At 62.2% G+C, this 22806-nt stretch carries 20 protein-coding genes; 14 read left to right on the top strand and 6 right to left on the bottom strand.

The window, feature by feature from the left end; all coding sequences use genetic code 11:
• The first annotated feature begins 94 nt into the window (after nucleotides 1–94).
• The 3 genes from glmS to LB519_RS07725 all read left to right on the top strand — a co-directional run bounded on the left by glmS (nucleotide 95) and on the right by LB519_RS07725 (nucleotide 3088).
• On the top strand, nucleotides 95–1918 hold the full coding sequence (gene glmS / locus LB519_RS07735; RefSeq protein ID WP_224619348.1) for a glutamine--fructose-6-phosphate transaminase (isomerizing): 1824 nt from the start codon (nucleotides 95–97) through the stop codon (nucleotides 1916–1918).
• Between the two features lie 31 nt (nucleotides 1919–1949).
• The gene (locus LB519_RS07730; RefSeq protein WP_224619346.1) at nucleotides 1950–2252 is read left to right on the top strand and encodes a HigA family addiction module antitoxin; all 303 of its coding nucleotides are present in this window, start codon (nucleotides 1950–1952) and stop codon (nucleotides 2250–2252) included.
• An 80-nt stretch (nucleotides 2253–2332) separates the two neighbouring features.
• Nucleotides 2333–3088: a DUF502 domain-containing protein gene (locus tag LB519_RS07725; RefSeq protein ID WP_013531909.1), complete on the top strand. Its 756-nt coding sequence runs from the start codon at nucleotides 2333–2335 to the stop codon at nucleotides 3086–3088.
• On the opposite strand, the gene recG is transcribed toward LB519_RS07725, so the two are convergent.
• Nucleotides 3040–5148, bottom strand: a complete 2109-nt coding sequence (gene recG, locus LB519_RS07720; protein WP_224619345.1) for an ATP-dependent DNA helicase RecG — start codon at nucleotides 5146–5148, stop codon at nucleotides 3040–3042. The genes LB519_RS07725 and recG overlap by 49 nt on opposite strands.
• Nucleotides 5149–5240: 92 nt before the next feature.
• Here recG and LB519_RS07715 point away from each other — a divergent pair, with 92 nt between their 5' ends.
• From LB519_RS07715 to LB519_RS07705, 3 genes are all read left to right on the top strand, one after another.
• Nucleotides 5241–5528: a succinate dehydrogenase assembly factor 2 gene (locus LB519_RS07715; protein WP_013531907.1), complete on the top strand. Its 288-nt coding sequence runs from the start codon at nucleotides 5241–5243 to the stop codon at nucleotides 5526–5528.
• Between the two features lie 73 nt (nucleotides 5529–5601).
• A complete protein-coding gene (mfd, locus tag LB519_RS07710) occupies nucleotides 5602–9099 on the top strand; it encodes a transcription-repair coupling factor (protein WP_224619656.1) in 3498 nt (1165 codons plus the stop codon).
• A 134-nt stretch (nucleotides 9100–9233) separates the two neighbouring features.
• Entirely contained in the window at nucleotides 9234–10607 is a 1374-nt protein-coding gene (locus tag LB519_RS07705) for a class II 3-deoxy-7-phosphoheptulonate synthase (protein ID WP_013531905.1), read from the top strand.
• Nucleotides 10608–10676: 69 nt separating this feature from the next.
• Here LB519_RS07705 and LB519_RS07700 read toward each other — a convergent pair whose 3' ends face one another.
• The 3 genes from LB519_RS07700 to LB519_RS07690 all read right to left on the bottom strand — a co-directional run bounded on the left by LB519_RS07700 (nucleotide 10677) and on the right by LB519_RS07690 (nucleotide 12936).
• Nucleotides 10677–11444: an RES family NAD+ phosphorylase gene (locus LB519_RS07700; RefSeq protein ID WP_013531904.1), complete on the bottom strand. Its 768-nt coding sequence runs from the start codon at nucleotides 11442–11444 to the stop codon at nucleotides 10677–10679.
• Nucleotides 11404–11778, bottom strand: coding sequence for an MbcA/ParS/Xre antitoxin family protein (locus LB519_RS07695; RefSeq protein WP_013531903.1), 375 nt, complete (start codon nucleotides 11776–11778; stop codon nucleotides 11404–11406). Before LB519_RS07695 ends, LB519_RS07700 begins: the two co-directional genes overlap by 41 nt.
• Nucleotides 11779–11868: 90 nt before the next feature.
• The gene (locus tag LB519_RS07690; protein ID WP_224619342.1) at nucleotides 11869–12936 is read right to left on the bottom strand and encodes a GGDEF domain-containing protein; all 1068 of its coding nucleotides are present in this window, start codon (nucleotides 12934–12936) and stop codon (nucleotides 11869–11871) included.
• A gap of 412 nt (nucleotides 12937–13348) precedes the next feature.
• Here LB519_RS07690 and LB519_RS07685 point away from each other — a divergent pair, with 412 nt between their 5' ends.
• From LB519_RS07685 to LB519_RS07675, 3 genes are all read left to right on the top strand, one after another.
• Nucleotides 13349–13765 carry a GFA family protein gene (locus LB519_RS07685; RefSeq protein ID WP_224619340.1) on the top strand — a complete coding sequence of 139 codons (417 nt, stop codon included), beginning with the start codon at nucleotides 13349–13351 and terminating at the stop codon, nucleotides 13763–13765.
• An 81-nt stretch (nucleotides 13766–13846) separates the two neighbouring features.
• On the top strand, nucleotides 13847–14206 hold the full coding sequence (locus LB519_RS07680) for a diacylglycerol kinase (RefSeq protein WP_023810560.1): 360 nt from the start codon (nucleotides 13847–13849) through the stop codon (nucleotides 14204–14206).
• Between the two features lie 40 nt (nucleotides 14207–14246).
• Entirely contained in the window at nucleotides 14247–14834 is a 588-nt protein-coding gene (locus tag LB519_RS07675; protein WP_127327280.1) for a hemerythrin domain-containing protein, read from the top strand.
• 3 nt (nucleotides 14835–14837) lie between these two features.
• Here the strand turns inward: LB519_RS07675 and LB519_RS07670 are convergent, their stop codons facing one another.
• Nucleotides 14838–15425 carry a DedA family protein gene (locus LB519_RS07670; RefSeq protein WP_023810563.1) on the bottom strand — a complete coding sequence of 196 codons (588 nt, stop codon included), beginning with the start codon at nucleotides 15423–15425 and terminating at the stop codon, nucleotides 14838–14840.
• Nucleotides 15422–15985: a DUF1003 domain-containing protein gene (locus LB519_RS07665; RefSeq protein WP_224619338.1), complete on the bottom strand. Its 564-nt coding sequence runs from the start codon at nucleotides 15983–15985 to the stop codon at nucleotides 15422–15424. Before LB519_RS07665 ends, LB519_RS07670 begins: the two co-directional genes overlap by 4 nt.
• A 92-nt stretch (nucleotides 15986–16077) precedes the next feature.
• Between LB519_RS07665 and LB519_RS07660 the strand changes: the two genes are divergently transcribed.
• From LB519_RS07660 to LB519_RS07640, 5 genes are all read left to right on the top strand, one after another.
• Complete coding sequence (locus tag LB519_RS07660) at nucleotides 16078–16794, top strand: DNA-3-methyladenine glycosylase I (protein ID WP_023810565.1); 717 nt, start codon at nucleotides 16078–16080, stop codon at nucleotides 16792–16794.
• Between the two features lie 150 nt (nucleotides 16795–16944).
• Complete coding sequence (locus LB519_RS07655) at nucleotides 16945–18621, top strand: NAD+ synthase (RefSeq protein ID WP_013531895.1); 1677 nt, start codon at nucleotides 16945–16947, stop codon at nucleotides 18619–18621.
• A 36-nt stretch (nucleotides 18622–18657) separates the two neighbouring features.
• Nucleotides 18658–19068, top strand: a complete 411-nt coding sequence (locus tag LB519_RS07650) for a GNAT family N-acetyltransferase (RefSeq protein ID WP_027161485.1) — start codon at nucleotides 18658–18660, stop codon at nucleotides 19066–19068.
• 380 nt (nucleotides 19069–19448) lie between these two features.
• Nucleotides 19449–21254: an ABC transporter ATP-binding protein gene (locus LB519_RS07645; protein ID WP_224619335.1), complete on the top strand. Its 1806-nt coding sequence runs from the start codon at nucleotides 19449–19451 to the stop codon at nucleotides 21252–21254.
• A 260-nt stretch (nucleotides 21255–21514) separates the two neighbouring features.
• Nucleotides 21515–22690 carry a hypothetical protein gene (locus tag LB519_RS07640; RefSeq protein ID WP_224619326.1) on the top strand — a complete coding sequence of 392 codons (1176 nt, stop codon included), beginning with the start codon at nucleotides 21515–21517 and terminating at the stop codon, nucleotides 22688–22690.
• Nucleotides 22691–22806 lie beyond the last annotated feature (116 nt).

The raw sequence follows: 22806 nt of genomic DNA, 5'->3' as shown, positions 1-22806 counted from the left end.
TCCGTTATACGGGACGAAATGCAATGTGACTTTCCACGGCAGGCCGGCCATCCCTAAATAGCGCTGGTTTTCCGGGGAATCGGGGGCTTTCTGCATGTGCGGTATCGTTGGAATCGTCGGCCACTCGCAGGTTGCGCCGCTCATCGTCGATGCGCTGAAGCGGTTGGAGTACCGTGGCTATGATTCGGCCGGCGTCGCGACCATCGAGCGTGGCGAACTCGCCCGCCGCCGCGCCGAAGGCAAGCTGATCAACCTGGAGCGCCGGCTCAAGGACGAGCCGCTCGATGGCACGATCGGCATCGGCCACACGCGCTGGGCGACGCATGGCGTGCCCAACGAGACCAATGCGCATCCGCATTTTTCCGACGGCGTCGCCATCGTCCACAACGGCATCATCGAGAATTTCGCCGAACTGCGCGACGAACTGGTCCGCGACGGCTATTCTTTTTCGTCGCAGACCGACACCGAGGTCGTGGCGCATCTGGTGGCCCGCGAACTCGCCAAGGGGCTGAAGCCGGTCGAAGCCGCGCACCAGGCGCTGAAGCGGCTGGAAGGCGCCTTTGCGCTGGCGATCATGTTCAAAGGCGACGAGGATTTGATCGTCGGCGCCCGCAACGGTCCGCCTTTGGCCGTCGGCCATGGCGATGGCGAGATGTTCCTGGGCTCCGACGCCATCGCGCTCGCCCCGTTCACCAATTCGATCACCTATCTGGAAGATGGCGACTGGGCGGTGGTGCGCCGCAATAGTGTTGAGATCTTCGATATCGGCGGCACAAAGGTAGAGCGCAAACGCCAGCAGTCGCTGTCGACCAGCTTCATGGTCGACAAGGGCAACCGACGCCATTTCATGGAAAAGGAAATCCATGAGCAGCCCGAGGTGATCTCGCACACCTTGGCGCATTACGTGGATTTCGTCTCCGGAGTGTCGAAGCCGCTCGACCTGCCGTTCGACTTCGCCAAAATTGGTCGGCTGGCGATCTCGGCCTGCGGCACGGCGTATCTGGCCGGCCTGATCGGCAAGTACTGGTTCGAACGCTACGCGCGCCTGCCCGTCGACATCGATGTCGCCTCCGAATTCCGTTACCGCGAAATGCCGCTGTCGAAGAACGATGCGGCGTTTTTCATCTCGCAATCGGGCGAGACCGCCGACACGCTGGCCTCGCTGCGTTATTGCCGCAAAGCCGGCATGAAGATCGGCGCGATCGTCAATGTGCGCGAATCGACCATGGCGCGCGAATCCGACGTCGTGCTGCCGACGCTTGCCGGACCCGAGATCGGCGTCGCCTCGACCAAGGCCTTCACCTGCCAGCTTTCCGTGCTGGCCGCGCTTGCGGTGCGCGCCGGCGTGGCGCGCGGTATGATTTCGAAGGAACAGGAGAAAACCCTGGTGCGCGCGCTTTCGGAAGCGCCGCGCTACGCCAACCAGGTGCTCAAGCTTGAAGAGCAGATCGAGCGGATCGCGCGCGAACTCTCGCGCTACAAGGACGTGCTCTATCTCGGCCGCGACACCAATTTCCCGCTGGCCATGGAAGGCGCGTTGAAACTCAAGGAAATCTCCTACATCCACGCCGAAGGCTATGCAGCCGGCGAACTGAAGCATGGGCCGATCGCGCTGATCGACGAGAACATGCCGGTCATCGTCATCGCGCCGCATGACCGGATCTTCGAGAAAACCGTTTCCAACATGCAGGAGGTGGCGGCGCGCGGCGGCAAGATCATCCTGATCACCGACAGCAAGGGCGCGGCGCAGGTGAGCGTGAAGACGATGGAAACAATCGTGCTGCCGGACGTGCCGGAAATCATCTCGCCGATCATCTACGCGCTGCCGATCCAGATGCTGGCCTATTTCACCGCCGTGTTTATGGGCACCGACGTCGACCAGCCACGCAATCTGGCGAAATCGGTGACGGTGGAATAGGTTTTGCCTTCCAGACCGGACGTTGGGCCGAATGGCATCGAAGTTCGCACGTCCAGTTCATCCTGGAGAATTCCTGCGTGAAGAATATCTCGTCCCGCTCGGCATGAGTGCAGGCGCGCTGGCGAAAAAGCTCAACCTTCCGCGCACCTGTATCGAACGCATTGCCAAGGAAGAGATCGGCCTGACTCCCGATACCGCTCTTCGCCTCGCCAGATTTTTCAACACCACGCCCGAATTCTGGATGAATTTTCAACAGGCCTATGAGCTTGAAACCGAAGCCAGAAAGCTGGCGCCGGAGCTCGAGAAGATTGAGCCGTTGGAAGTAGCGGCATAATCGGCTCTTTAAAAACTTCGCAGTTCCAAAGCTTCGTCCGGTTCACTAATGTTGCGCTGCAACCCGCGATCCGGTGAACCATGTCCGATGCTCCCAAGACCTCCGGCATGACCCGGCTGAGGAACTATTTCCTCACGGGCTTCATCGTCTGCGCGCCCTTGGCGATCACCGCCTACATTGCCTGGTCGTTCATCGGCTGGGTCGATTCCTGGGTGAAGCCTTATATTCCGGCCCGCTACAGCCCTGACACCTACCTGTCGTTTCCGGTGCCGGGGTTCGGACTGATCGTGGCGCTTATCCTGATCACGCTGATCGGTTTCCTGACGGCAAACATCGTCGGCCGCGCCATCGTCAATTTCGGCGAGCGCCTGCTTGGCCGCATGCCGCTGGTGCGCGGCATCTACGGCTCGCTGAAACAGATTTTCGAGACCGTGCTGTCGAACAAGGGTGACATGTTCCGCCAGGTCGGGCTGGTCGAATATCCGCGCAAGGGCGTGTGGTCGCTGGTGTTCGTCGCCAGTGAAAAGGAAACCGAGATCAACCAGAAGCTCGACCAGGAAGGCGATCCGCTGATTGCCGTATTCATGCCGTGCACGCCAAACCCGACCACGGGCTTCCTGATGTATGTGCCGAAGTCGGACATCGTGCTGCTCGACATGACGATCGAGGATGGCGCCAAGCTGATCGTCTCCGCCGGTCTGGTGGCGCCCGAAGTAAAGCAAATGGTTGTCGTGAATGGCGAGCCGATCGAAGGGATGCTCGCCAACCCTTCGGTTGCCGCCCTGGCTCAGCCGGCGCGCAGAAGCCGCACGGCTTCGTCGCGACCGAACAAGTAAAGCAGCAGGCGCAACGCCTCACCACGCTGCGATTGCAGCTCCGGATCGCGTGACAGGATCAGCCTGGCATCGTCGCGGGCGGCCTCCAGAAGGTCGGCATGCGCCTCGATGCGAGCCACCTGGAAGCCCGGCGTGCCCGACTGGCGGGTGCCAAGCAATTCGCCTTCGCCGCGCAGCTTCAGGTCCTCCTCGGCGATCAGGAACCCATCCTCGGTCTCGCGCATCACCGACAGCCGGCGTTTTGCGGTCTCGCCGAGCGGGTCCTTGTAGAGCAGCACGCATGAGGAAGGCTTGTCACCGCGTCCGACCCGGCCGCGAAGCTGGTGCAACTGGGCAAGGCCGAAGCGCTCTGCATGCTCGATGACCATGACGGTGGCGTCCGGCACGTCGACGCCGACCTCGATGACGGTGGTGGCGATCAGGATGCGTGTCTCGCCCTGCTTGAAGGCGCGCATCGCCTCGTCCTTCTCTGCACCCTTCATACGGCCGTGAACGAGACCGATGCGATCGCCGAACAATGGTTTCAGCGAGGCGAAGCGGTCTTCGGCCGACATCAGTTTGATCTCTTCGGATTCCTCGACCAGCGGACAGATCCAGTAGATCTTCTGGCCGCCGGCGACGGCGTCCACCATGCGGGCGACCAGTTCGTCGAGCCGCTCGAGCGGCAGCGTAACGGTACGGATCGGCTGGCGGCCGGCCGGTTTTTCCGTCAGTTTCGACACGTCCATGTCACCGAAAGCGGTCAGCACCAGGGTGCGCGGGATAGGAGTGGCCGTCATCACCAGCATGTCTGGCGCGTCGCCCTTGGCGGTGATGGCAAGCCGCTGATGGACGCCGAAACGATGCTGCTCGTCGATGACGGCGAAGACGAGGTCTTTGAAGGTGACGGTCTCCTGGAACAGCGCGTGGGTGCCGACGACGATGTCGATCTCGCCGGTTGCCAGGCCGGCCAGCGTATCCGCGCGTTCGCGGCCCTTCTCGCGACCGGTGAGGATGGCGATGCGAAGCCCTACCTTGGCGGCAAGCGGCGTGATGGTCGCAAGATGCTGGCGCGCCAGGATTTCGGTCGGTGCCATCAAGGCTGCCTGGCCGCCGGCCTCGACGGCACGGGCCATGGCCAGCAGCGCGACGACGGTCTTGCCGGAACCGACATCGCCCTGCAGAAGCCGCAGCATGCGCTCTGGGTCGGCGAGGTCGGCATTGATTTCGGCCAGCGCAAACTCCTGGCTTGATGTCAGCGAATAGGGCAGTGCGGCCCGCAGTTTTTCGACGATGCGGCCGTCTCCGACCAGGGGTCGCCCGGACAGCCTGCGGACTTTCGCTCGCACCAGCGCCAGCGAGACCTGGCCCGCCAGCAACTCGTCATAGGCGAGCCGCCGCCAGGCGGCACCATCGATGGAGACGTCAATCGGGTCAGCCGGATTGTGGATGCGGGCAAGCGCATCGCCAAAGGCCGCAAAGGTGTGCCGCCGCATGAAGGCGCCGTCCTGCCATTCGGGAAATTCAGGCACGCGCGTCAGCGCCTGGCCGATCGCCCGGCGCAGCACCTTGCCCGAGAGCCCGGCTGTCAGGGGATAGACCGGTTCGACCAGCGGCAGGTTTTCCGCCTCGCTGGCCAGCGCAATATGGTCGGGGTGGACCATGCTCGGGCGGCCGTTGAACCATTCCATGCGGCCCGAGACCACGACATGCTCGCCCTCGGGCATCGCCTTTTCGAGATAGGAGGCGTGAGCATGGAAGAAGGTCAGCGCGATCTCTCCGGTATCGTCATGGGCGAAGACCCGGTAGGGCACCGACCTGTTGCCACGCGGTGGCGGCTGGTGGCGATCGATGCGCACATCGAGCGTGACGATCTGGCCTTCCGCGGATCCCGCGATACCAGGCCGACTGCGCCGGTCGATGACGGTGTGCGGCAGCACGAACAGAAGATCGCCGGCACGCGCCGCGCGGTCGCCGAGATCGGCCGGAACAACCTTCTCGATCAGCGCGCCGACTTTCGGTCCGACGCCCGCAAGCGACGTGATCGGGACAAACAAGGGATCGAGGATGGTCGGGCGCATGATGTCAGCTTATGTTGCGACGGCGGCAGCGCAAGGCTGACAGCCCCTTCTATCCACGCTATATGCGCCGCAGCAAGCAAGGATGCGGTACGATGACCGGAACGACGAGATCAAGCGAGGGGCTGGACGTGCGCCGCCGCAAGCTTTTGTTTCGCTCCTGGCATCGCGGCATGCGCGAGATGGACCTGATCCTCGGCACTTTCGCCGACGCTGAGATCGGCGTCTTGACCAACGAGGAAATCGACCAATATGAGAGGCTCCTCGACATTCCCGATACCGAATTCCTGCCCATGGTCACCGGCGAACGCCCGGTTCCGGCCGATATCGATTGTGCCGTCCTGCGAAAGATCCTGGCTTTCCGCCGCTCTCTGACATTCTGAACACAAGCAATTCCAGGAAAAGTAACGAAGCGGTTTTCCGTTCGGAATTGCGATGAAACAAGACCGTGATTTCATGAGCCTCATTCCCACCATCGGTCTGCCGAAAGGCCGCGCCGGTCAGTTCATCGTCGATGGCGTCGCCGACGGCTACGAAGCCTTTGCGCTGGTGCAGGCGGCGCTCGAGATCGCGCCCGACAAGCCGGTTCTGTTCGTCGCGCGCGACGGTCAGCGCCTGCCGGCGATCATCGAGGCATTGTCCTTCGCGGCCCCCGGCCTGCCGGTGCTGGAACTGCCGGCCTGGGATTGCTTGCCCTACGACCGCGTCTCGCCCGGCTCCGATGCGGCCGCCAAGCGCCTCGATGCGCTGACCGCCATGATCGCTCTGGCGAAGAAGCCGCACCGCGCCGTCATCCTCACCACCGCCAATGCGCTGCTGCAGCGCATTCCGCCGTCCGAGTTGGTCGAGGCGCAGACTTTTCATGCCAGGCCCGGCAACCAGATCGACATGAACGCACTGGTCTCGCGGCTGGAAACGTCCGGTTTCGAGCGTGTGCCGACAGTGCGCGGCATCGGCGAGTTCGCGGTGCGCGGCGGCATTCTCGACCTGTTCGCCCCCGGCTGGACCGAGGCGCTCAGGCTCGATTTCTTCGGCGACACGCTGGAATCGATCCGTGTGTTCGACGCCGCCACGCAGCGCACCACCGGTCAACGCAAGTCGATGGCGCTGCAAGCGATGAGCGAAGTGGCGCTGACGCCGGAAACCATCAGCCGCTTCCGCCGCTCCTATATCGAAGGCTTCGGCGCACCGCAGCGCGACGACGGGCTCTATGCGGCGGTCAGCGAAGGGCGTCGCTTCGCTGGCATGGAGCACTGGCTGCCGTTCTTTTACGAACGGCTGGAGACGGTGTTCGACTATCTGCCTGACACGCCCGTCATCTTCGACCATCTGGCGCATGAGGCGCTGGCCGAGCGCCACACGCTGATCCTCGATCACTACGAGGCGCGCAGGAAGCAGGCCGACGGCGCGCTGAAGGATGCGGTGCCCTATAAGCCAGTCGCGCCGGACCTGCTCTATCTCTCCCCGGAAAACCTGATCACCTCGCTCGGGCCGCGCGAAGCGATCGACTTTACGCCATTCGACGCGCCCGACATTGGCGCCAAGAAGGTCTATCACGCCGGTTCGCGCCACGGCCGCAGCTTCGTCGAGGAGCGCGCCGATCCGAACGCCAACGTGTTCGATGTCGTCGTCAAACACATCGCCAATGAGCGCGCGGCGCGCCGCCGCGTCGTCATCGCCGGCTGGACCGAAGGCTCGCTCGACCGGCTTGGACAGATCCTCGCCGAACACCATCTCGGCAACCTCAAGCAGGTCGTGACGCTGGCGGAAGCCGAAAAGCTCGAGCCGGGGCAGGCGGCCCTGGCCGTGCTGCCGCTCGAATCCGGCTTCGAGACCGAAAAACTGGTCGTCGTCGCCGAACAGGACATTTTGGGCGACCGGCTGATCCGGCGCTCGAAACGCAAGAAGCGTCCCTCGGATTTCATTGCCGAGGCCTCGGCGCTGTCGGCCGGCGACATTGTCGTCCATGCCGACCACGGCATTGGCCGTTTCATTGGCCTGCGCACCATCGAAGCGGTCGGCGCACCGCATGACTGCCTGGAAATCCACTATGCCGGCGACGACCGGCTGTTCCTGCCGGTGGAAAACATCGAACTCCTGTCGCGCTACGGTTCTGACACGGCCGAGGCGACGCTGGACAAGCTTGGCGGCGGCGCCTGGCAGTCGCGCAAAGCGCGGCTGAGGAAGCGCCTGCTCGACATGGCCGGTCAATTGATCCGCATCGCCGCCGAGCGGCAGATGCGCTCGGCGCCGCCACTGGTGCCGGCAGAAGGCCTCTATGGCGAGTTCGCCGCCCGCTTTCCCTATGAAGAGACCGACGACCAACAGACGGCCATCGATTCGGTGCGCGACGATCTTGCTGCCGGCAAGCCGATGGACCGGCTGATTTGCGGCGATGTCGGTTTCGGCAAGACCGAAGTGGCGCTGCGTGCCGCCTTCATCGCGGCAATGGAAGGTTTTCAGGTGGCGGTGGTGGTGCCGACGACATTGCTGTCACGCCAGCATTTCAAGACGTTTTCGCAGCGGTTTTCCGGCCTGCCGATCCGCGTCGCCCAGGCGTCGCGGCTGGTCGGCGCCAAGGAACTGGCCGAGACCAAGAAAGGCATCGCCGAAGGCCAGGTCGACATCGTCATCGGCACGCACGCGCTGCTCGGTTCCGCGATCTCGTTCAAGAACCTTGGTCTGCTGATCATCGACGAAGAGCAGCATTTTGGCGTCAAGCACAAGGAACGGCTGAAGGACCTGAAGACCGACGTGCACGTGCTGACGCTGTCGGCGACGCCGATCCCGCGAACGCTGCAACTGGCGTTGACCGGGGTGCGCGAGCTGTCGCTGATCGCCACGCCGCCGGTCGATCGCATGGCGGTGCGCACCTTCATATCGCCCTTCGATCCGCTGGTGATCCGCGAGACGCTGCTGCGCGAACGCTATCGCGGTGGCCATTCCTTCTATGTGGTGCCGCGCATCAGCGATCTCTCGGAAATACATGATTTCCTGAAGGAATCCGTGCCGGAGTTGAAGGTGGCGGTGGCTCATGGCCAGATGCCGCCGGGCGAACTCGACGACATCATGAATGCCTTTTATGACGGCCAGTACGACGTGCTGTTGTCGACCACCATCGTCGAATCCGGCCTCGACATCCCGACTGCCAACACGCTGATTATCCATCGCGCCGACATGTTCGGCCTGTCGCAGCTCTACCAATTGCGCGGCCGCGTCGGCCGTTCGAAGGTGCGGGCCTACGCGCTGTTCACGCTGCCGGCCAACCGCAAGCTGACCGACACCGCCGAGCGGAGGCTCAAGGTGCTGCAATCGCTCGACACTCTGGGCGCCGGCTTCCAACTGGCCAGCCACGACCTCGATATCAGAGGCGCCGGCAATCTTCTCGGCGAGGAGCAGTCCGGACACATCAAAGAGGTCGGCTTCGAACTCTACCAGCAGATGCTGGAAGAAGCCGTCGCCGAGGTGAAGGATTCGGGCGAGGTGCAGGATGGCGGCTGGTCGCCGCAGATTGCCGTCGGCACGGCGGTGATGATCCCGGAAAGCTATGTTCCGGACCTGCAGCTCCGGCTGGCGCTTTATCGCCGTCTCGGCGATCTCGAAAACACCGAGGAAATCGACGCTTTCGGCGCCGAGCTGATCGACCGCTTCGGCCCGCTGCCGGAGGAGGTGAAGCATCTGTTGAAGATCGTCTTCATCAAGGCGCTCTGCCGCAAGGCCAATGTCGAAAAACTCGACGCCGGGCCGAAGGGCGTCGTCATCCATTTCCGCAAGCGCGAATTCTCCAACCCGGTCGGGCTGGTCAAGTTCATTGGCGAACAGGGATCGTTGGCCAAGATCCGGCCGGACCACAGTGTCGTCTTCGTGCGCGACTGGCCGACAGCCGAGAAGAGGCTGGCGGGCTCGGCGGTCGTCATGACGCAGTTGGCACGGCTGGTGGAGAAGGCGGCGTAGCTAGCCTCGGACCATTCGCCAGCGCTGAAATTCCGGTCTAGAATAGGAAATCGGCTTCGTGTATGGAGCCGCGATCCCCAATTGGGGCGGGAATGGCGGAGTATAGGCCGCTGGAAAGAGCGTTGGGTGCAGCGATGACGAAATGGTCGCCGAATTCGTGGAGAGCAAAGCCGATCAAGCAGGTTCCTGCTTATCCGGACCTCGCCGCGCTGAAGAACACGGAAGCCCAGCTCGCAACCTTTCCGCCGCTGGTTTTTGCCGGTGAGGCGCGCAAGCTCAAGAAGCAGCTCGCTTCGGTCGCTGCTGGTGACGCATTCCTCCTTCAGGGTGGCGATTGCGCCGAGAGCTTCGCCGAGCATGGCGCGGACAACATCCGCGACTTTTTCCGCGTCTTCCTGCAGATGTCGGTGGTGCTGACCTTCGCCGGCGCGCAGCCGGTGGTCAAGGTCGGCCGCGTTGCCGGCCAGTTCGCCAAGCCGCGCTCGTCCGACAATGAGACCAAGGGCGAGGTGACGCTGCCCAGCTATCGCGGCGACATCATCAACGGCATCGAATTCGACCCGAAGTCGCGCATTCCGGATCCCGCTCGCCAGGAGATGGCGTACCGCCAGTCGGCGGCGACGCTCAACCTTCTGCGCGCCTTCGCGCAAGGCGGCTATGCCAGCCTGGAGAATGTGCACCGCTGGATGCTCGGCTTCGTGTCCGACAGCCCGCAGGGCGAGAAATACGAGTCGCTCGCCAACCGCATCACCGAGACGATGGACTTCATGAAGGCCGTCGGCATCACTTCGGAAACCAACTACGCGCTGCGCGAGACCGATTTCTATACCAGCCATGAGGCGCTGCTGCTCGGCTACGAGGAGGCGCTAACGCGTGTCGATTCGACCTCCGGCGACTGGTACGCTACCTCGGGCCATATGATCTGGATCGGCGACCGCACCCGCCAGCCCGACCATGCGCATGTCGAATATTGCCGCGGCATCAAGAACCCGCTCGGCCTGAAATGCGGTCCGTCGCTGACGCCGGACGGCTTGCTGGAGCTGATCGACTTGCTCAACCCCGAAAATGAACCCGGCCGGCTGACGCTGATTGCACGTTTCGGCTCCGACAAGGTCGCCGACCATCTGCCGAAGCTGGTTCGCGCGGTGCAGAAGGAAGGCCGCTCCGTGGTGTGGTCGTCGGACCCGATGCACGGCAACACGATCGAGGCCGCCGGCTACAAGACGCGGCCGTTCGACCGCATCCTGAAGGAGGTTCAGACCTTCTTCGAAGTGCACCGCGCCGAAGGCACGCATCCGGGCGGCATCCATGTCGAGATGACCGGCAAGAACGTCACCGAATGCACCGGTGGCGCGCGCGCCATCACCGCCGAGGAGTTGCAGGACCGCTACCACACCCATTGCGACCCGCGCCTCAACGCCGACCAGGCGATCGAACTGGCGTTCCTGGTGTCAGACCTGCTCAAGAAGAGCCACCCGGTGCAGCACAAGCAGGTTGCGAACGGTTAAGCTCGATTTCGGCCTGAACGGCTGACGGAAAAAGCGCTGGAGAAATCCGGCGCTTTTCTTTTGGTTGGTTCAGTGCCCGCGTTCCCAGCGCAGGCCGGCGAGTCTGGGGTCAGCAAACGCCGTCCTTGAAAACTCGATGCGCTTTTCCGGAAACTCGCAGATCGCCTGCACGCCGAACGCCCCAAGCCGGATGCGCCAGGTCCGCGGCTCCAGCGGCTTTGCCTTGGCAAAGCCGCGGCAGGTCAGCAGCGCAATGTTGGCGCCCTTGGGATCGCGCGCCGAGCGGTAGCGGATCGCCTCCAGCCCGGCCTCGCGGGCAGTATCGGCAATGGCTTGGCAAGCGGCATAGTCGGTCGGATGCGTCCATGCCGTTGCGTCACGATCGAGCGGCGGCCGGGTGAGATCGATCACCTTGGCGCATTTGATCGCGGCCGCAAAGGCCGTGTATTCGGCGGCGTCGCTTGGCCAGGGTGTTTTGGGCGACTCGGCAAAGAACAGCAGCCGGTAGAAGGCCATTTCGGCCACCGCGGTCATCATGGTCTCGGCCGCATAGTAGACGCCCTTGGTCCTGCCGGCACGGCGGAAGCGCGAACCGTGCGGATAGACCGAGCCGTAGCGGAAGGGCGTCGCCAGGAGATAGTGGAGATGGCGGCATTCAATTGGGATCTGCGGCTTGGTTTCCTCGATCAGGTCTTCCAGCATCGCCTGTTCGTCGAGCGTGTCGACGATTTTCAGCGTCGAGACATGGTGCTGCGCTTCGACCATGCGCCAGTACTTGCTGTCGATGCCGACGGTCTCAGACGAGAGCGCGTCGGGAGTCCAGATAGGCAATGACATCGACGAGCCCGGTGATGGTGAGGATCTTTTCAAGCGGAGCAGCGTCGAACGCCGTGTTGGCGTTCTTCAGCCATGCCCGGGCGACGACCGCGTCGCCGCCGACAATGGCGTCGAGCGAGCGGAACAGCCTGACGAACAACACGGCAAGCTCGAATGGCTTGGTGCCGCGCTCGAGCACGAATTCGTTCCTGCGCATGCGCGAAACCGTGGCCTCCGAAACTCCGATCACCGAGGCCAGCATTCTGGCGGTGATGTCCAGCAGATCGGCCGCGCGCACCGTTGCCTTGGTCAGGACTGCATTCTCGGCTGTCTTGGCAGCGGTTTGAGATTGCATTGCGACGCCTTCCTGTTTCTGTGGAAAATATAGGCCACGAAAATTCATATGGAAAGGGGCCGGACGCAAAACGATCTGCAAACGGGAGACTCAGTCCTTCTTGTAGAGCAGCCAGCTCTTGCCGGCTCGGCCAGCCATCGTCGAGTGCCTGGTGACGCGGTTGCGGCCGCTGACCTTCGAGCGATAGAGCGCCCGGTCGGCCTTGGTGTAGAGATCTTCGGGTCCTTCGGCTTCGGACGCCATGCAGATACCCATCGAGACGGTGACGGTGCCGTAATTCGTGCCCGTCTGGCTGCTGGTGAACGGCGTCTGCTCGATCAGGGCACGAATACGCTCTGCAACGTCATAGGTGGCGTCCTTGCTGGCGCCCTCGACGATCAGCGCGAACTCCTCGCCGCCGGTGCGAGCAACGAACATGTCGCCGCGAATGCTGGTCTGGAAGATATCGGCGATGCTCTGGATGATCTTGTCGCCGACCGGGTGGCCGAAGCGGTCGTTGATGTCCTTGAAGCGGTCGATGTCGGCAAGGACCAGGGCGTTGAACAGGATACCCCTGTTGCTGTTGTAGATCCTGGTGATTTCCTTGTCGAAGGCGCGGCGATTCCAGATGTGGGTCAAGGGATCGGTGTCGGCCAACCGTTTGTATTCCTCGAGCTTCGATTTGACGGTCTCGAGTTCGGCCGTCTTGTCGCTGAGCGTCGAGGCCACCTGCCGGCCGTGATCGATCGTCGAATTGGTGGCAACCGCCATGGCGTTGGCGATCTTGTGCAAAAGATCCTGGGAAAGAAGGCTGCGGCCGTTGAGGCCGCTCGATGTCTCATCGAGGATCCTGCCGTATTTCTCGATATGGCTGCGCTCGCTCCGCAGCAGTGAAGCAACCGCCTCGAGCTCCCTGGCAATGACGTCTCGGGCATGCTCGACGATGCCAGGACCATGGTTGTGGGCAAAGAAAGTGCGCCCGATCTGATCCAGTTCATCCTGTGTCGGCCGGCTGCTCAGCGAAACGACGGCCAGGCTGAGTTCGCGATTGGTGCCGCTCAGGGCCTCATAGAAGATCTCGTAATTGCGCGGCAGGCCGAGCACGCCCAACTGGCGCATTGTCGCGACAACAGTGGCTGCGATGTCGGTGCGTTCGGTCGGGACAGCTGCCGGCTGCATTCTGGTTCTTCCCCCGGATGATCCGCGGAATTCGCGGATCCCCTTTTGTCGCCGAACCCTGGGGAATGCGACCGACGCTTCGGAACAACTTGCGAAGGGATGCGTCCCCACCCACGGCCTTCACTTGCAGGGTGACCATAAATGCGCTGTCGCTAAAGTTCTCTTAACTGGCGAAGGTTCCGCGGGTTTTCTCTGTCTGCGGGCTGTAAAAGCTCTGGTTCGCGCGTCCAACAGTTGGAAACAACGCCGGTGCAGCGGCCTGAATTCGCGATTCGCGCATCGCACGCTTCAAAATGAAACCGAATTTTCGGATTCTCCACGCCAGTACATGTCGCATTTGCTTGCGTGCGTGCGCCGCAAAGCTGGAATCCTGAAGGCGATGCCAGGCACTTTTCTTTCAAGGAGGATCGACGTGAGTGGTGGTCACCAGGGATCGTGTCTGTGTGGAGCCGTCCGCTTCAGAACGAACGGAGCGTTGCGTGGCGTCGTCTATTGCCATTGCTCGCAATGCCGCAAGCAGAGCGGACATTTCTATGCCGCGACCAATGTTGCCAACGCCGACATCGTGATCGAGGGCACGGAAAGTATCACCTGGTACGAAGCCTCTACCTTCGCCAGGCGTGGGTTCTGCAAGGCATGCGGATCGGTGCTGTTCTGGAAGCCACGAGACCAGGACTACGTTTCGGTCATGGCGGGATCGTTCGACAAGCCGACAGGTCTTGAGGGCGAATGCCATATCTTCGTCGGTGACAAGGGCGACTATTATTCGATCGACGACGGGCTGCCACAGTTTGAAAAGTCGACACCGTCCATACCGGTTGCTGAATGAATCTTGGACAAGTCACCTTATTCCATTGATCTGGCCAGCCATTGCATTATCCCGTGCCGGTGATTCGCAAAGGGGTTTGGCATGCAGCGGCTGATCGATGCTTATTTCAATTCGGTGCGGGCGTTTCGCAAGCTGGCCACCAGCGAGAAGGCTTTCCAGCAGGAGCTGATGCTGCTGGCGCTTGCCTTGCCGCTCGGCTGGTTCGTTTCGATCTCGTGGCGCGGTTATGCCTTGCTGATCGGCGCGGTGTTGCTCCTGATCATGGTCGAAGTGCTTAACACCGGCATCGAGGCGGCATGCGACGCTTTCAGCCGCGAGTTCAATGTCGACATCCAGTTGGCCAAGGATTGCGGTTCGCTGGCGGTGCTGATTTCGGTGCTCATCGTCGCCGGCGTCTGGGGCATTGCCATTATCGAGCGGATCACCGGGCTACCGATCTAGCCTTTCGATGCCTATATGCCAGTCACCAAAGGAGACTGTCATGGCCGGGGCCGCCAATTTTCTGCTTCTCGAACGCGTGGGCCTGCCGGATGATCTGCGCTGGCTGGCCGAGAAATATCCGCGTGAAAACTGGCAGGACCATGCCAACATCCACGGCATCGCCAATATGTGGCTGCAGCGGCACGACATGTTCCGCGAACTTGGCGGCATGCTGGCCAACGGCATCGGCGACTACCGTGAGGGACGGCTGACGGCGCCTGATTTCGCGCGCTGGTTCGCGCCCCGCCTCAATCATTTTCTAGGCAACCTCGACGGTCACCACAACGTCGAGGATTATCAATATTTCCCGGTCTTCGCCAAGGCCGAGCCCCGTTTGAAGCACGGCTTCGAGATACTCGATGCCGACCATCACACCATCCATGAAGGGCTGGAGCGTAATGCCGAGGCGGCCAATGCGTTCATCAAGACGCTTCAGGAGAGCGAAGACAGACAGCGCTTCGCCGCCGACGCCTATGCCGACGAAAACAGCCGGCTGATCGCCATGCTGACAAGGCACCTTGCCGACGAGGAAGACCTGATCATCCCGCTTATCCTCGATCGGGGGGACCGGGCGCTCGGCGTGGATTGACGATCAGCCCTCCCTGGCGCGTTCCTTCCTGGCGATGTGACGTGCGACGAGCCATGCCAGAACGGCCACGGTCAGGCCGATACCAAGCCCGATCAGCAACCGTTCGTGATGCATCAACGCCTGGCCGATGACGTGCTCGGCTCCCAGTCCAAAGACATAACCGATCGTGCCGAACAGTACCGCCCAGACCGCCGATGAAAGCGCGTTGAGGATGACGAAGCGCGGCGCGGCGATGTTGGAAAGCCCGGCTGCAATGCCGCCGACGAGGCGCATGCCGTAGATATAGCGGTTGGACAGCACGAAAATGTCGGGATGGGTGTTGAGCAGCCGAAAGGCGCGGCGGAAGCCGGGCCGTTTGCGCAATCTGACGACATAGGGATGGTCGGCGAAGCTTCGTCCGAGGATGAAGAAGAAAGTATCGCCGACGAAGGCGCCGAGCGCGGCCGCAAGAACCGCGTGCCACAGGACGAAGACCTGCTGGTGGGCGAAGAAACCGCCAAGAATGGCGGCACTTTCGCCCTCCGCGACGCAACCGATAAAGACCGCGAGCAGCCCGTATTGTTCGATGAAATGATGGATCGCGTCGGTCATGAAGCCGACTGCTGCGAAGACAGCCTTTCGTCGATCCGCTTGATCATTTCGGTCAGTTGCACGATCTCGTCGCGCATACCGAGAATCTGGCCGTGGCGCAGTTCATCCAGCTTTTCATGCAGCGCCATGATCTCGATCTCGGCTTTCAGGTTGACCTCGTAATCGTGGGCGGCGTCGATGCGGTCGCGTTCGGTCTGGCGGTTCTGCGCCATCATGATCACCGGCGCCTGCAAGGCGGCGACCATCGACAAAACGAGATTGAGGAAGATGAACGGGTAGGGATCGAAGGCGTCACGCGAAAGCAGCCAGACATTGGCTGATGTCCACAGGATCAGAAAGGCGATGAAGGTCACGATGAAGGACCATGACCCACCGATGCGGGCGATCGTGTCGGCGAGCTGGTCGCCGAAGGTCTGGTGGAAGGCGACGGCCTTGTTGGTGTCGCGCGAGATGGTGGTGCGTTCGAGCGTCGATTGCAGCACCCGGCTTTCGAGCTGGCTGAGGCCGTCCGGCCGCCGCTTGAGCCAGCGGTTCGCCAGGTCGTCGATCGTCTTGTTCATGGCCATCTCCAGGGTCTTTGGCTTGCCGTAAGAGGTAGAGGCTGCCGGCTCACACGGGAAGTGTTAGATTGATTCCAGTTGCCGAGGGACCAATGGCCGATTTCAAGAAAATTCGCGCACGGGCCGCAAAACGCAAGGGCGGCGAAGAGGAACTGACGTCGCTGCTGGGTCCGGCGCCTGACAATGCCGCCGTGGCTGACATCGCCGATGACCGCATTCTCTCTGTTATGGCCGAACGCGTCTTCGCCGCCGGTTTCGTCTGGCGCGTCATCGAGCAGAAATGGCCGGGCTTCGAGGAGGCGTTTCTGCGCTTCGAGCCGAAGCGGCTGTTGTTCCAGCCCGATGATTTCTGGCACGATCTGACGGCCGACCAGCGCATCGTGCGCAACCCGCAGAAGATCAGATCCGTGCGCGACAACGCCGCCTTCGTCGAGCGCGTGTCGAAGGAATATGGCGGCTTCGGCCAATTCCTTGCAAACTGGCCGGCGGACGACCAGGTCGGGCTGATGGCTTGGCTCGGCAAGCATGGCAGCCGGTTGGGCGGCAATACGGGCCAGTATTTCCTGCGCTGGCTGGGTTGGGATGCGTTCGTCATCTCGGGCGATATGGCCGCGGCGTTGCGCGACGCCGGCCTCGACATCGCCGAAAGCCCGACCTCGAAGAAGGACCTGGACAAGATCCAGAGGCAAATCAATCAATGGGCAGCAGAGACGCATTTGCCGCGCCGCCATATTTCACGCATCCTGGCGATGTCGATCGGCGAGAACCATTCGCCGCAAGCGCTGCGCGAATATATGGGCGACGACTGATACGTGGTCGCTTGCCACGATCGGCATTCGTCGATCGGTCAACACGATCGAATCGATGGGTCCGGACACGAATGACATTCGTCATTTGCTCCGAATTGGTCCAAACGAACGCCATTGCCCGAGCAATTTTGCCGCGCTAAGTCAGCAGGCATGACCAAGAAGCTCGACATCCTGCGCATCGCCGTCGCCCAGCTCAATCCGACTGTCGGCGACATATCAGGCAATCTCGCCAAAGCCCGCGAGGCGAGGGCGGATGCCGCACGTCAGGGCGCCGATCTCGTGCTCTATACCGAGCTTTTCCTCGCCGGCTACCCGCCGGAGGATCTGGTGCTGAAGCCGGCCTTTTTGAAAGCCTGCGAAAAGGCGGCACAGGACTTTGCCGCCGACACCGCGGATGGCGGTCCCGGCGTCATCATCGGCACGCCGTTGAAGCGCAAGAGCGGCACGCACAATTCGATCATCTTCGCCGACGGCGGCAAGATCATCGCCGAACGCTACAAGCTCGATCTGCCGAACTACGGCGAGTTCGACGAGAAGCGCGTCTTCCAGGCCGGACCCGAGATCCAGGGGCCGGTCAATTTCCGCGGCGTGCGCATCGGAATTCCGATCTGCGAGGACATCTGGGGCGATGTCGATATCTGCGAGACGCTGGCCGAAAGCGGGGCGGAAATCCTGCTGGTGCCGAACGGCTCACCCTATTATCGCGCCAAGATCGATGTCCGCCACCAGGTCGTCATCCGCCAGGTCATCGAATGTGGGCTGCCGATGATCTATGCCAACCAGCTCGGCGGCCAGGACGAGCTGATCTTCGACGGCGCTTCGTTTGCCATTGGCGCCGACAAGACACTTGCCTTCCAGATGAGCCAGTTCGAGGAAGCGGTCGACGTCACCACTTGGAAGAGACAAGGCGATCACTGGGTCTGCTCGGAAGGGCCGATGTCGAAAATCCCGGACCGGGAGGAGGCTGACTATCGCGCCTGCATGCTGGGCCTGCGCGACTACGTCAACAAGAACGGCTTCAAGAACGTCGTGCTTGGTCTGTCCGGCGGCATCGATTCGGCGATCTGCGCGGCGCTGGCCGTCGATGCGCTCGGCGAGGAACGGCTGCGCGCGGTGATGATGCCCTACCGCTATACCTCGAAGGATTCGCTCAAAGATGCCGAGGATTGCGCCCGCGCTCTCGGCTGCCGCTATGACATCGTGCCCATCTTCGAGCCGGTCGAGGGCTTCCTGCACGCACTGACGCAGATGTTCGAAGGCACCAAGGAAGGTATCACCGAGGAGAATTTGCAGAGCCGCGCACGCGGCACCATCCTGATGGCGATCTCCAACAAGTTCGGCTCGATGGTCGTCACCACCGGCAACAAGAGCGAGATGTCGGTCGGTTATGCCACGCTCTATGGCGACATGAATGGCGGCTTCAATCCGATCAAGGACCTCTACAAGATGCAGGTCTACGCGCTGTCGCGCTGGCGCAACAGCCACGTGCCGCCGGGTGCGCTGGGCCCCTCGGGCGAGGTGATCCCGAAAAACATCATCGACAAGGCACCGTCGGCGGAATTGCGCGAGAACCAGACCGACCAGGATTCGCTGCCGCCCTATCCGGTGCTGGACGATATCCTCGAATGCCTGGTCGAGAATGAGATGGGTGTCGACGACATCGTCGCGCGCGGCCATGACCGGGCGACGGTGACGCGCATCGAGCACCTGCTCTACATCGCAGAATACAAGCGACGGCAGGCGGCGCCGGGCGTGAAGATCACGAAAAAGAATTTTGGCCGCGACCGCCGCTACCCCATCACCAATCGTTTCAGGGATCGCAGCTAGGTACCGAAAGCGCACGCGGCGCGGCCGGAGACAACCATGCCCGATTGTGAGATCAGCTTCGACATGTCACGGATCGATTTCCGTGCGACATCGGACCTGTTGATGGCAAGCTATTGGGGCGCCGGACGCACTGACGAAGTCCATCGCCGCGCCTTTGCCAATTCGCTTTGCGTCGGCGCCTATGTCGATGGCAGGCAAGTCGGCTTCGGCCGGGCGATCACCGACCGCACCGTATTCGCCTATCTCGCCGATCTCATCATCTGGCCGGAGAATCGCGGGCAAGGCATAGGAAGCCGGCTCGTCCAGGCCTTGATCGACCATCCGGAGGTCAGGACCGTCTTCCATTGGAGCCTGTCGACCAGCGATGCCCATGGCATGTATGAAAAGCTCGGGTTCAAGCCATCGACCGATGGCCGCTACATGCGCTTGGATCGCGTTCCTGAATGAGGCGCGGCTTGCCCGCCATTGTTGCAAAATAATCGCAGTGGTTGGACCAGATACGCTTTTGGCGTCAGCCCGTCTTGGCGGTGCATCGGAGCGTCTCTATAAGAACCGCTCCGCAATTGTCTTGCGGGAGGTCCGAATGGCAGTATTTCACATGGTAATGCGAGGCCGCGAAGCCTAGGTCTCATCCGGCGCTCCGCGAAGGTTTGCCCTTCGTGCCGATGCCGAATCGAGCACAGGCTTTTGCCGATGCCGGTCGCCGCCCGATTATGGGCGAGACGCCAAATATGCCACTCCGCTTTCCGGGCACTCATTGGCCCCTTGCGCGGCTTCTTCAATTTTCGACCTACTGGGATCGGGCTCGTTTGTGCCCGAATGACATCATGGCTCGTTTTAAGATCGATTTGCGCGCGAGCGCCTTTCGCAGCGTTCTCGGCTTCACGCTCACCCATTGGCGGCGCCAGCCGTGGCGGCTTTCGCTCATCATGGCCAGCTTCCTGCTGTCGACGCTGGCCGATGTGCTGACGCCGCTCTATTCCGGCCGGCTGGTCGACGCCGTCGCCAGCAGCGCCGGCGCCGACGCGATTGCCTGGAATGCCGCGCTGACGGCGTTCTCGATGTTGATGGCGCTGGCGCTGGCCGGCGTCGTGTTGCGCAACCTGGCGTTCATGGGCATCGTCGAGCTGACCTTGAAGATGATGGCCGACATCGCCGCCGATGCTTTCCATCGCGTTCAGCGCTTTTCCACCGACTGGCATGCCAACAGCTTTGCCGGCTCGACCGTCCGCAAGGTGACGCGCGGCATGTGGGCGCTCGACCTGCTCAACGACACCATCCTCATCGCGTTGCTGCCGTCGATCGTCATGCTGGTCGGGTCGACGTTGCTGCTCGGCTGGTTCTGGCCGTTGATGGGTGCGGTCGTTGCTGCCGGTTCGGTGCTGTTCATCACGGTGACGGCGCTGCTGTCACTTGGCTATGTCGCGCCGGCGGCAAGGCTCGCCAATACCTGGGATACCCGCCTCGGCGGCTCGCTGGCCGACGCGGTCAGCTGCAACGCCGTGGTCAAGGGCTTTGGCGCCGAGGAGCGCGAAGAACGCCGCCTGGCCGAGGTCGTCGCCAAATGGCGTGCGCGTACACGGCGCACCTGGGTGCGCGGCACCATCAACGGCACCACGCAAGGAGTGCTGCTGCTGGTCATGCGCGCTGCGGTGATCGGCCTGGCGCTGATGCTGTGGTCCTGGGGGCAGGCGAGCGCCGGCGACGTTGCGTTCGTGCTGACCTCGCTCTTTGTGCTGCAGGGCTATCTCAGGGACATCGGCACGCATATCCGCAACCTGCAGCGCTCCATCAACGATATGGAAGAGCTGGTCGATTTCCAGTCCGAACCGCTAGGCATCGAGGACCGGCCAGGTGCCAAGCCGATCCGGATCACCGAAGGACGGATCAGCTTCGACAACGTCACCTTTCACTATGGCCATCACCGATCCGCGCTTTACCGCGACTTTTCGGTCGATATCGCGCCGGGTGAGCGCGTCGGGCTGGTCGGCCATTCGGGGTCGGGCAAGACGACCTTCGTCAAGCTTATCCAGCGGCTCTATGACGTGAACGCGGGGAAAATCCTGGTCGACGGTCAGGACATCTCGCAGGTGGCGCAAGCCTCGCTGCGCGGGCAGATCGCCATCGTTCAGCAGGAACCGATCCTGTTCCACCGGTCGCTGGCCGAAAACATCTCCTATGCCAGGCCGAGTGCGTCGCAGGAGGAGATCGAGCATGCCGCGAAGCTGGCGAGTGCGCATGACTTCATCACCAACCTGCCAAAGGGCTACGGTACACTGGTCGGCGAACGCGGCGTGAAACTGTCGGGTGGCGAGCGTCAGCGCGTGGCGATCGCGCGCGCCTTCCTTGCCGATGCGCGCATCCTGATCCTCGACGAGGCGACATCGAGTCTCGATTCGGAATCGGAGGTGCTGATCCAGCAGGCGATGGAGCGGCTGATGGTCGGCCGCACCACGCTGGTCATCGCGCACCGGCTTTCGACAGTGCGGGCGCTCGACAGGCTACTGGTCTTCGATCGCGGCAACATCGTCGAGGAAGGCTCGCATGACGAACTGATCCGGCTGAAAGGCGGCATCTACCGTCGCCTGTTCGAACGCCAGGCGCTCGAACTGACCAAGGGACTTGTCAGCTGACCTGAGGCGGCCTCCAGCTTCGGCCGGAGGCCGCCTCTGTCAGGCACGGTCAGCCCAGCGGGCTGGAGCAGGAGATGCGATCGCAGGGAGGCAGTCGACCCGTCGATCAGCGCCGTGATGCTGGCCGACTTGATTTGCCTGTGAAGTCCTGTCCGGATAGTAAGTCTTGGGACCTCTGTTCATCATATTGACCGAGATACGTTGTTTCTACCATTGGTTGATATATATCCGATGGAGGCAACCCACGGACGTTCTTCACGATGCATCTTTCTGCGAATGCCGAGGAAAAGTTGGCTGCGCCGTCAATGCTGGAATCTCAGCATGGCTCGGTTCGTCCGCTTGCTGCCGAAGATCTCGAGCGCGTCGCCGCACTCTTCCTGACGAAGTTTCGCCGGCGGCGCCGTCACCTCCTCGATCGCGCGATCGCCGAAACGGCCGCGTATATGAGAGAGATTTATCTCGACCCTGCCGGCCACTCCGGTGAAAGCAACGCTCTTGTCCAGATCAACCGGCAGGGTCGCCTGGGTGGGTTCCTCGGCGTTTTGAAAGCCCGCTACGAGCTCAATGGTGCGCCATTGAATGCGGCGATCATCGGGCCGCTCATGGCCGACCCCGGCACCGATGACGGCTCGGCCGGACCGCAATTGCTGCGGGCATTGCATCAAGGCGAATTCGATCTGCAGCTGACCGATTCGGCCAACCGGACATCCTTGGCCTTCGCGCGCCCGATGAAGTATCAACTCCTGCCGGTGCATTGTCTGGGATGGACATATGTCTTCCGGCCGGCGGGAATGGCCGCGGCCGCACTGCACCGTAAATGGCCCGGCCTGCCTCACCTTGTACTCGACCCCTTTGCGCGAGCATTCGATGCTCTTGCGAAAAGAAGGTTCGAGCCCCCCGTCCAGCATTCATCGTCGCATCGCATCCACCGTGAGCCGATCAATGCCGTGCAATTTGCCGAGGAACTGCCGACCCTCCTGTCTGGTTACGCTCTTCGGCCGAGTTGGAAGGATGGGGAGTTGCCACGGCTGCTTGCGCTGGCGGCCGAGAAGCGGGCCGACGGCCCCCTTCATTTCGGTGGGATCTACGACGAAACGGGCAAAATGCTCGGTTGTTACGCCTTCTATGGTCAAGCCGGCGACATGGCGAACCTGTTGCAAATCCAGGCATTCGGATCGCATTGGGGCGCGACGCTGGATGCGCTTGTCGCCGCCGCATGGGAGATGGGCTGCGTGGGCATCACCGGGCAGACGCAGACCAGATTCATATCCCAACTCTTTGGCTACAAGAATGTCTTCTTCCGCTATGCCGGGGGAACGATGGTCCGCTCGCGGATCGCCGAGGTCACGGAAGCGGTCCGCTCCGGCGACATCTTTATCGGTGGATTGGTGGGCGACCGCTGGACCCGCCTCAGTTCCGATGATTTCGGCCGCTGATCGCCTTCAACCGGTGGTCGGCCCCAGCGGCTGGCAGCGCTCGGTTACAAAGGCCGCCTGCGGACTGGGTGCCTCCTGAGGCGTCCAACGCCCGGTCTTTTCATTCCAGCCGCCAT

It is taken from the genome of Mesorhizobium sp. AD1-1 (genome assembly GCF_020164655.1).
GTDB classification, from domain to species: domain Bacteria; phylum Pseudomonadota; class Alphaproteobacteria; order Rhizobiales; family Rhizobiaceae; genus Mesorhizobium; species Mesorhizobium ciceri.
The sequence above is the reverse complement of the archived record's forward strand: the minus strand, read 5'-3'. Positions and strand labels throughout refer to the sequence as shown.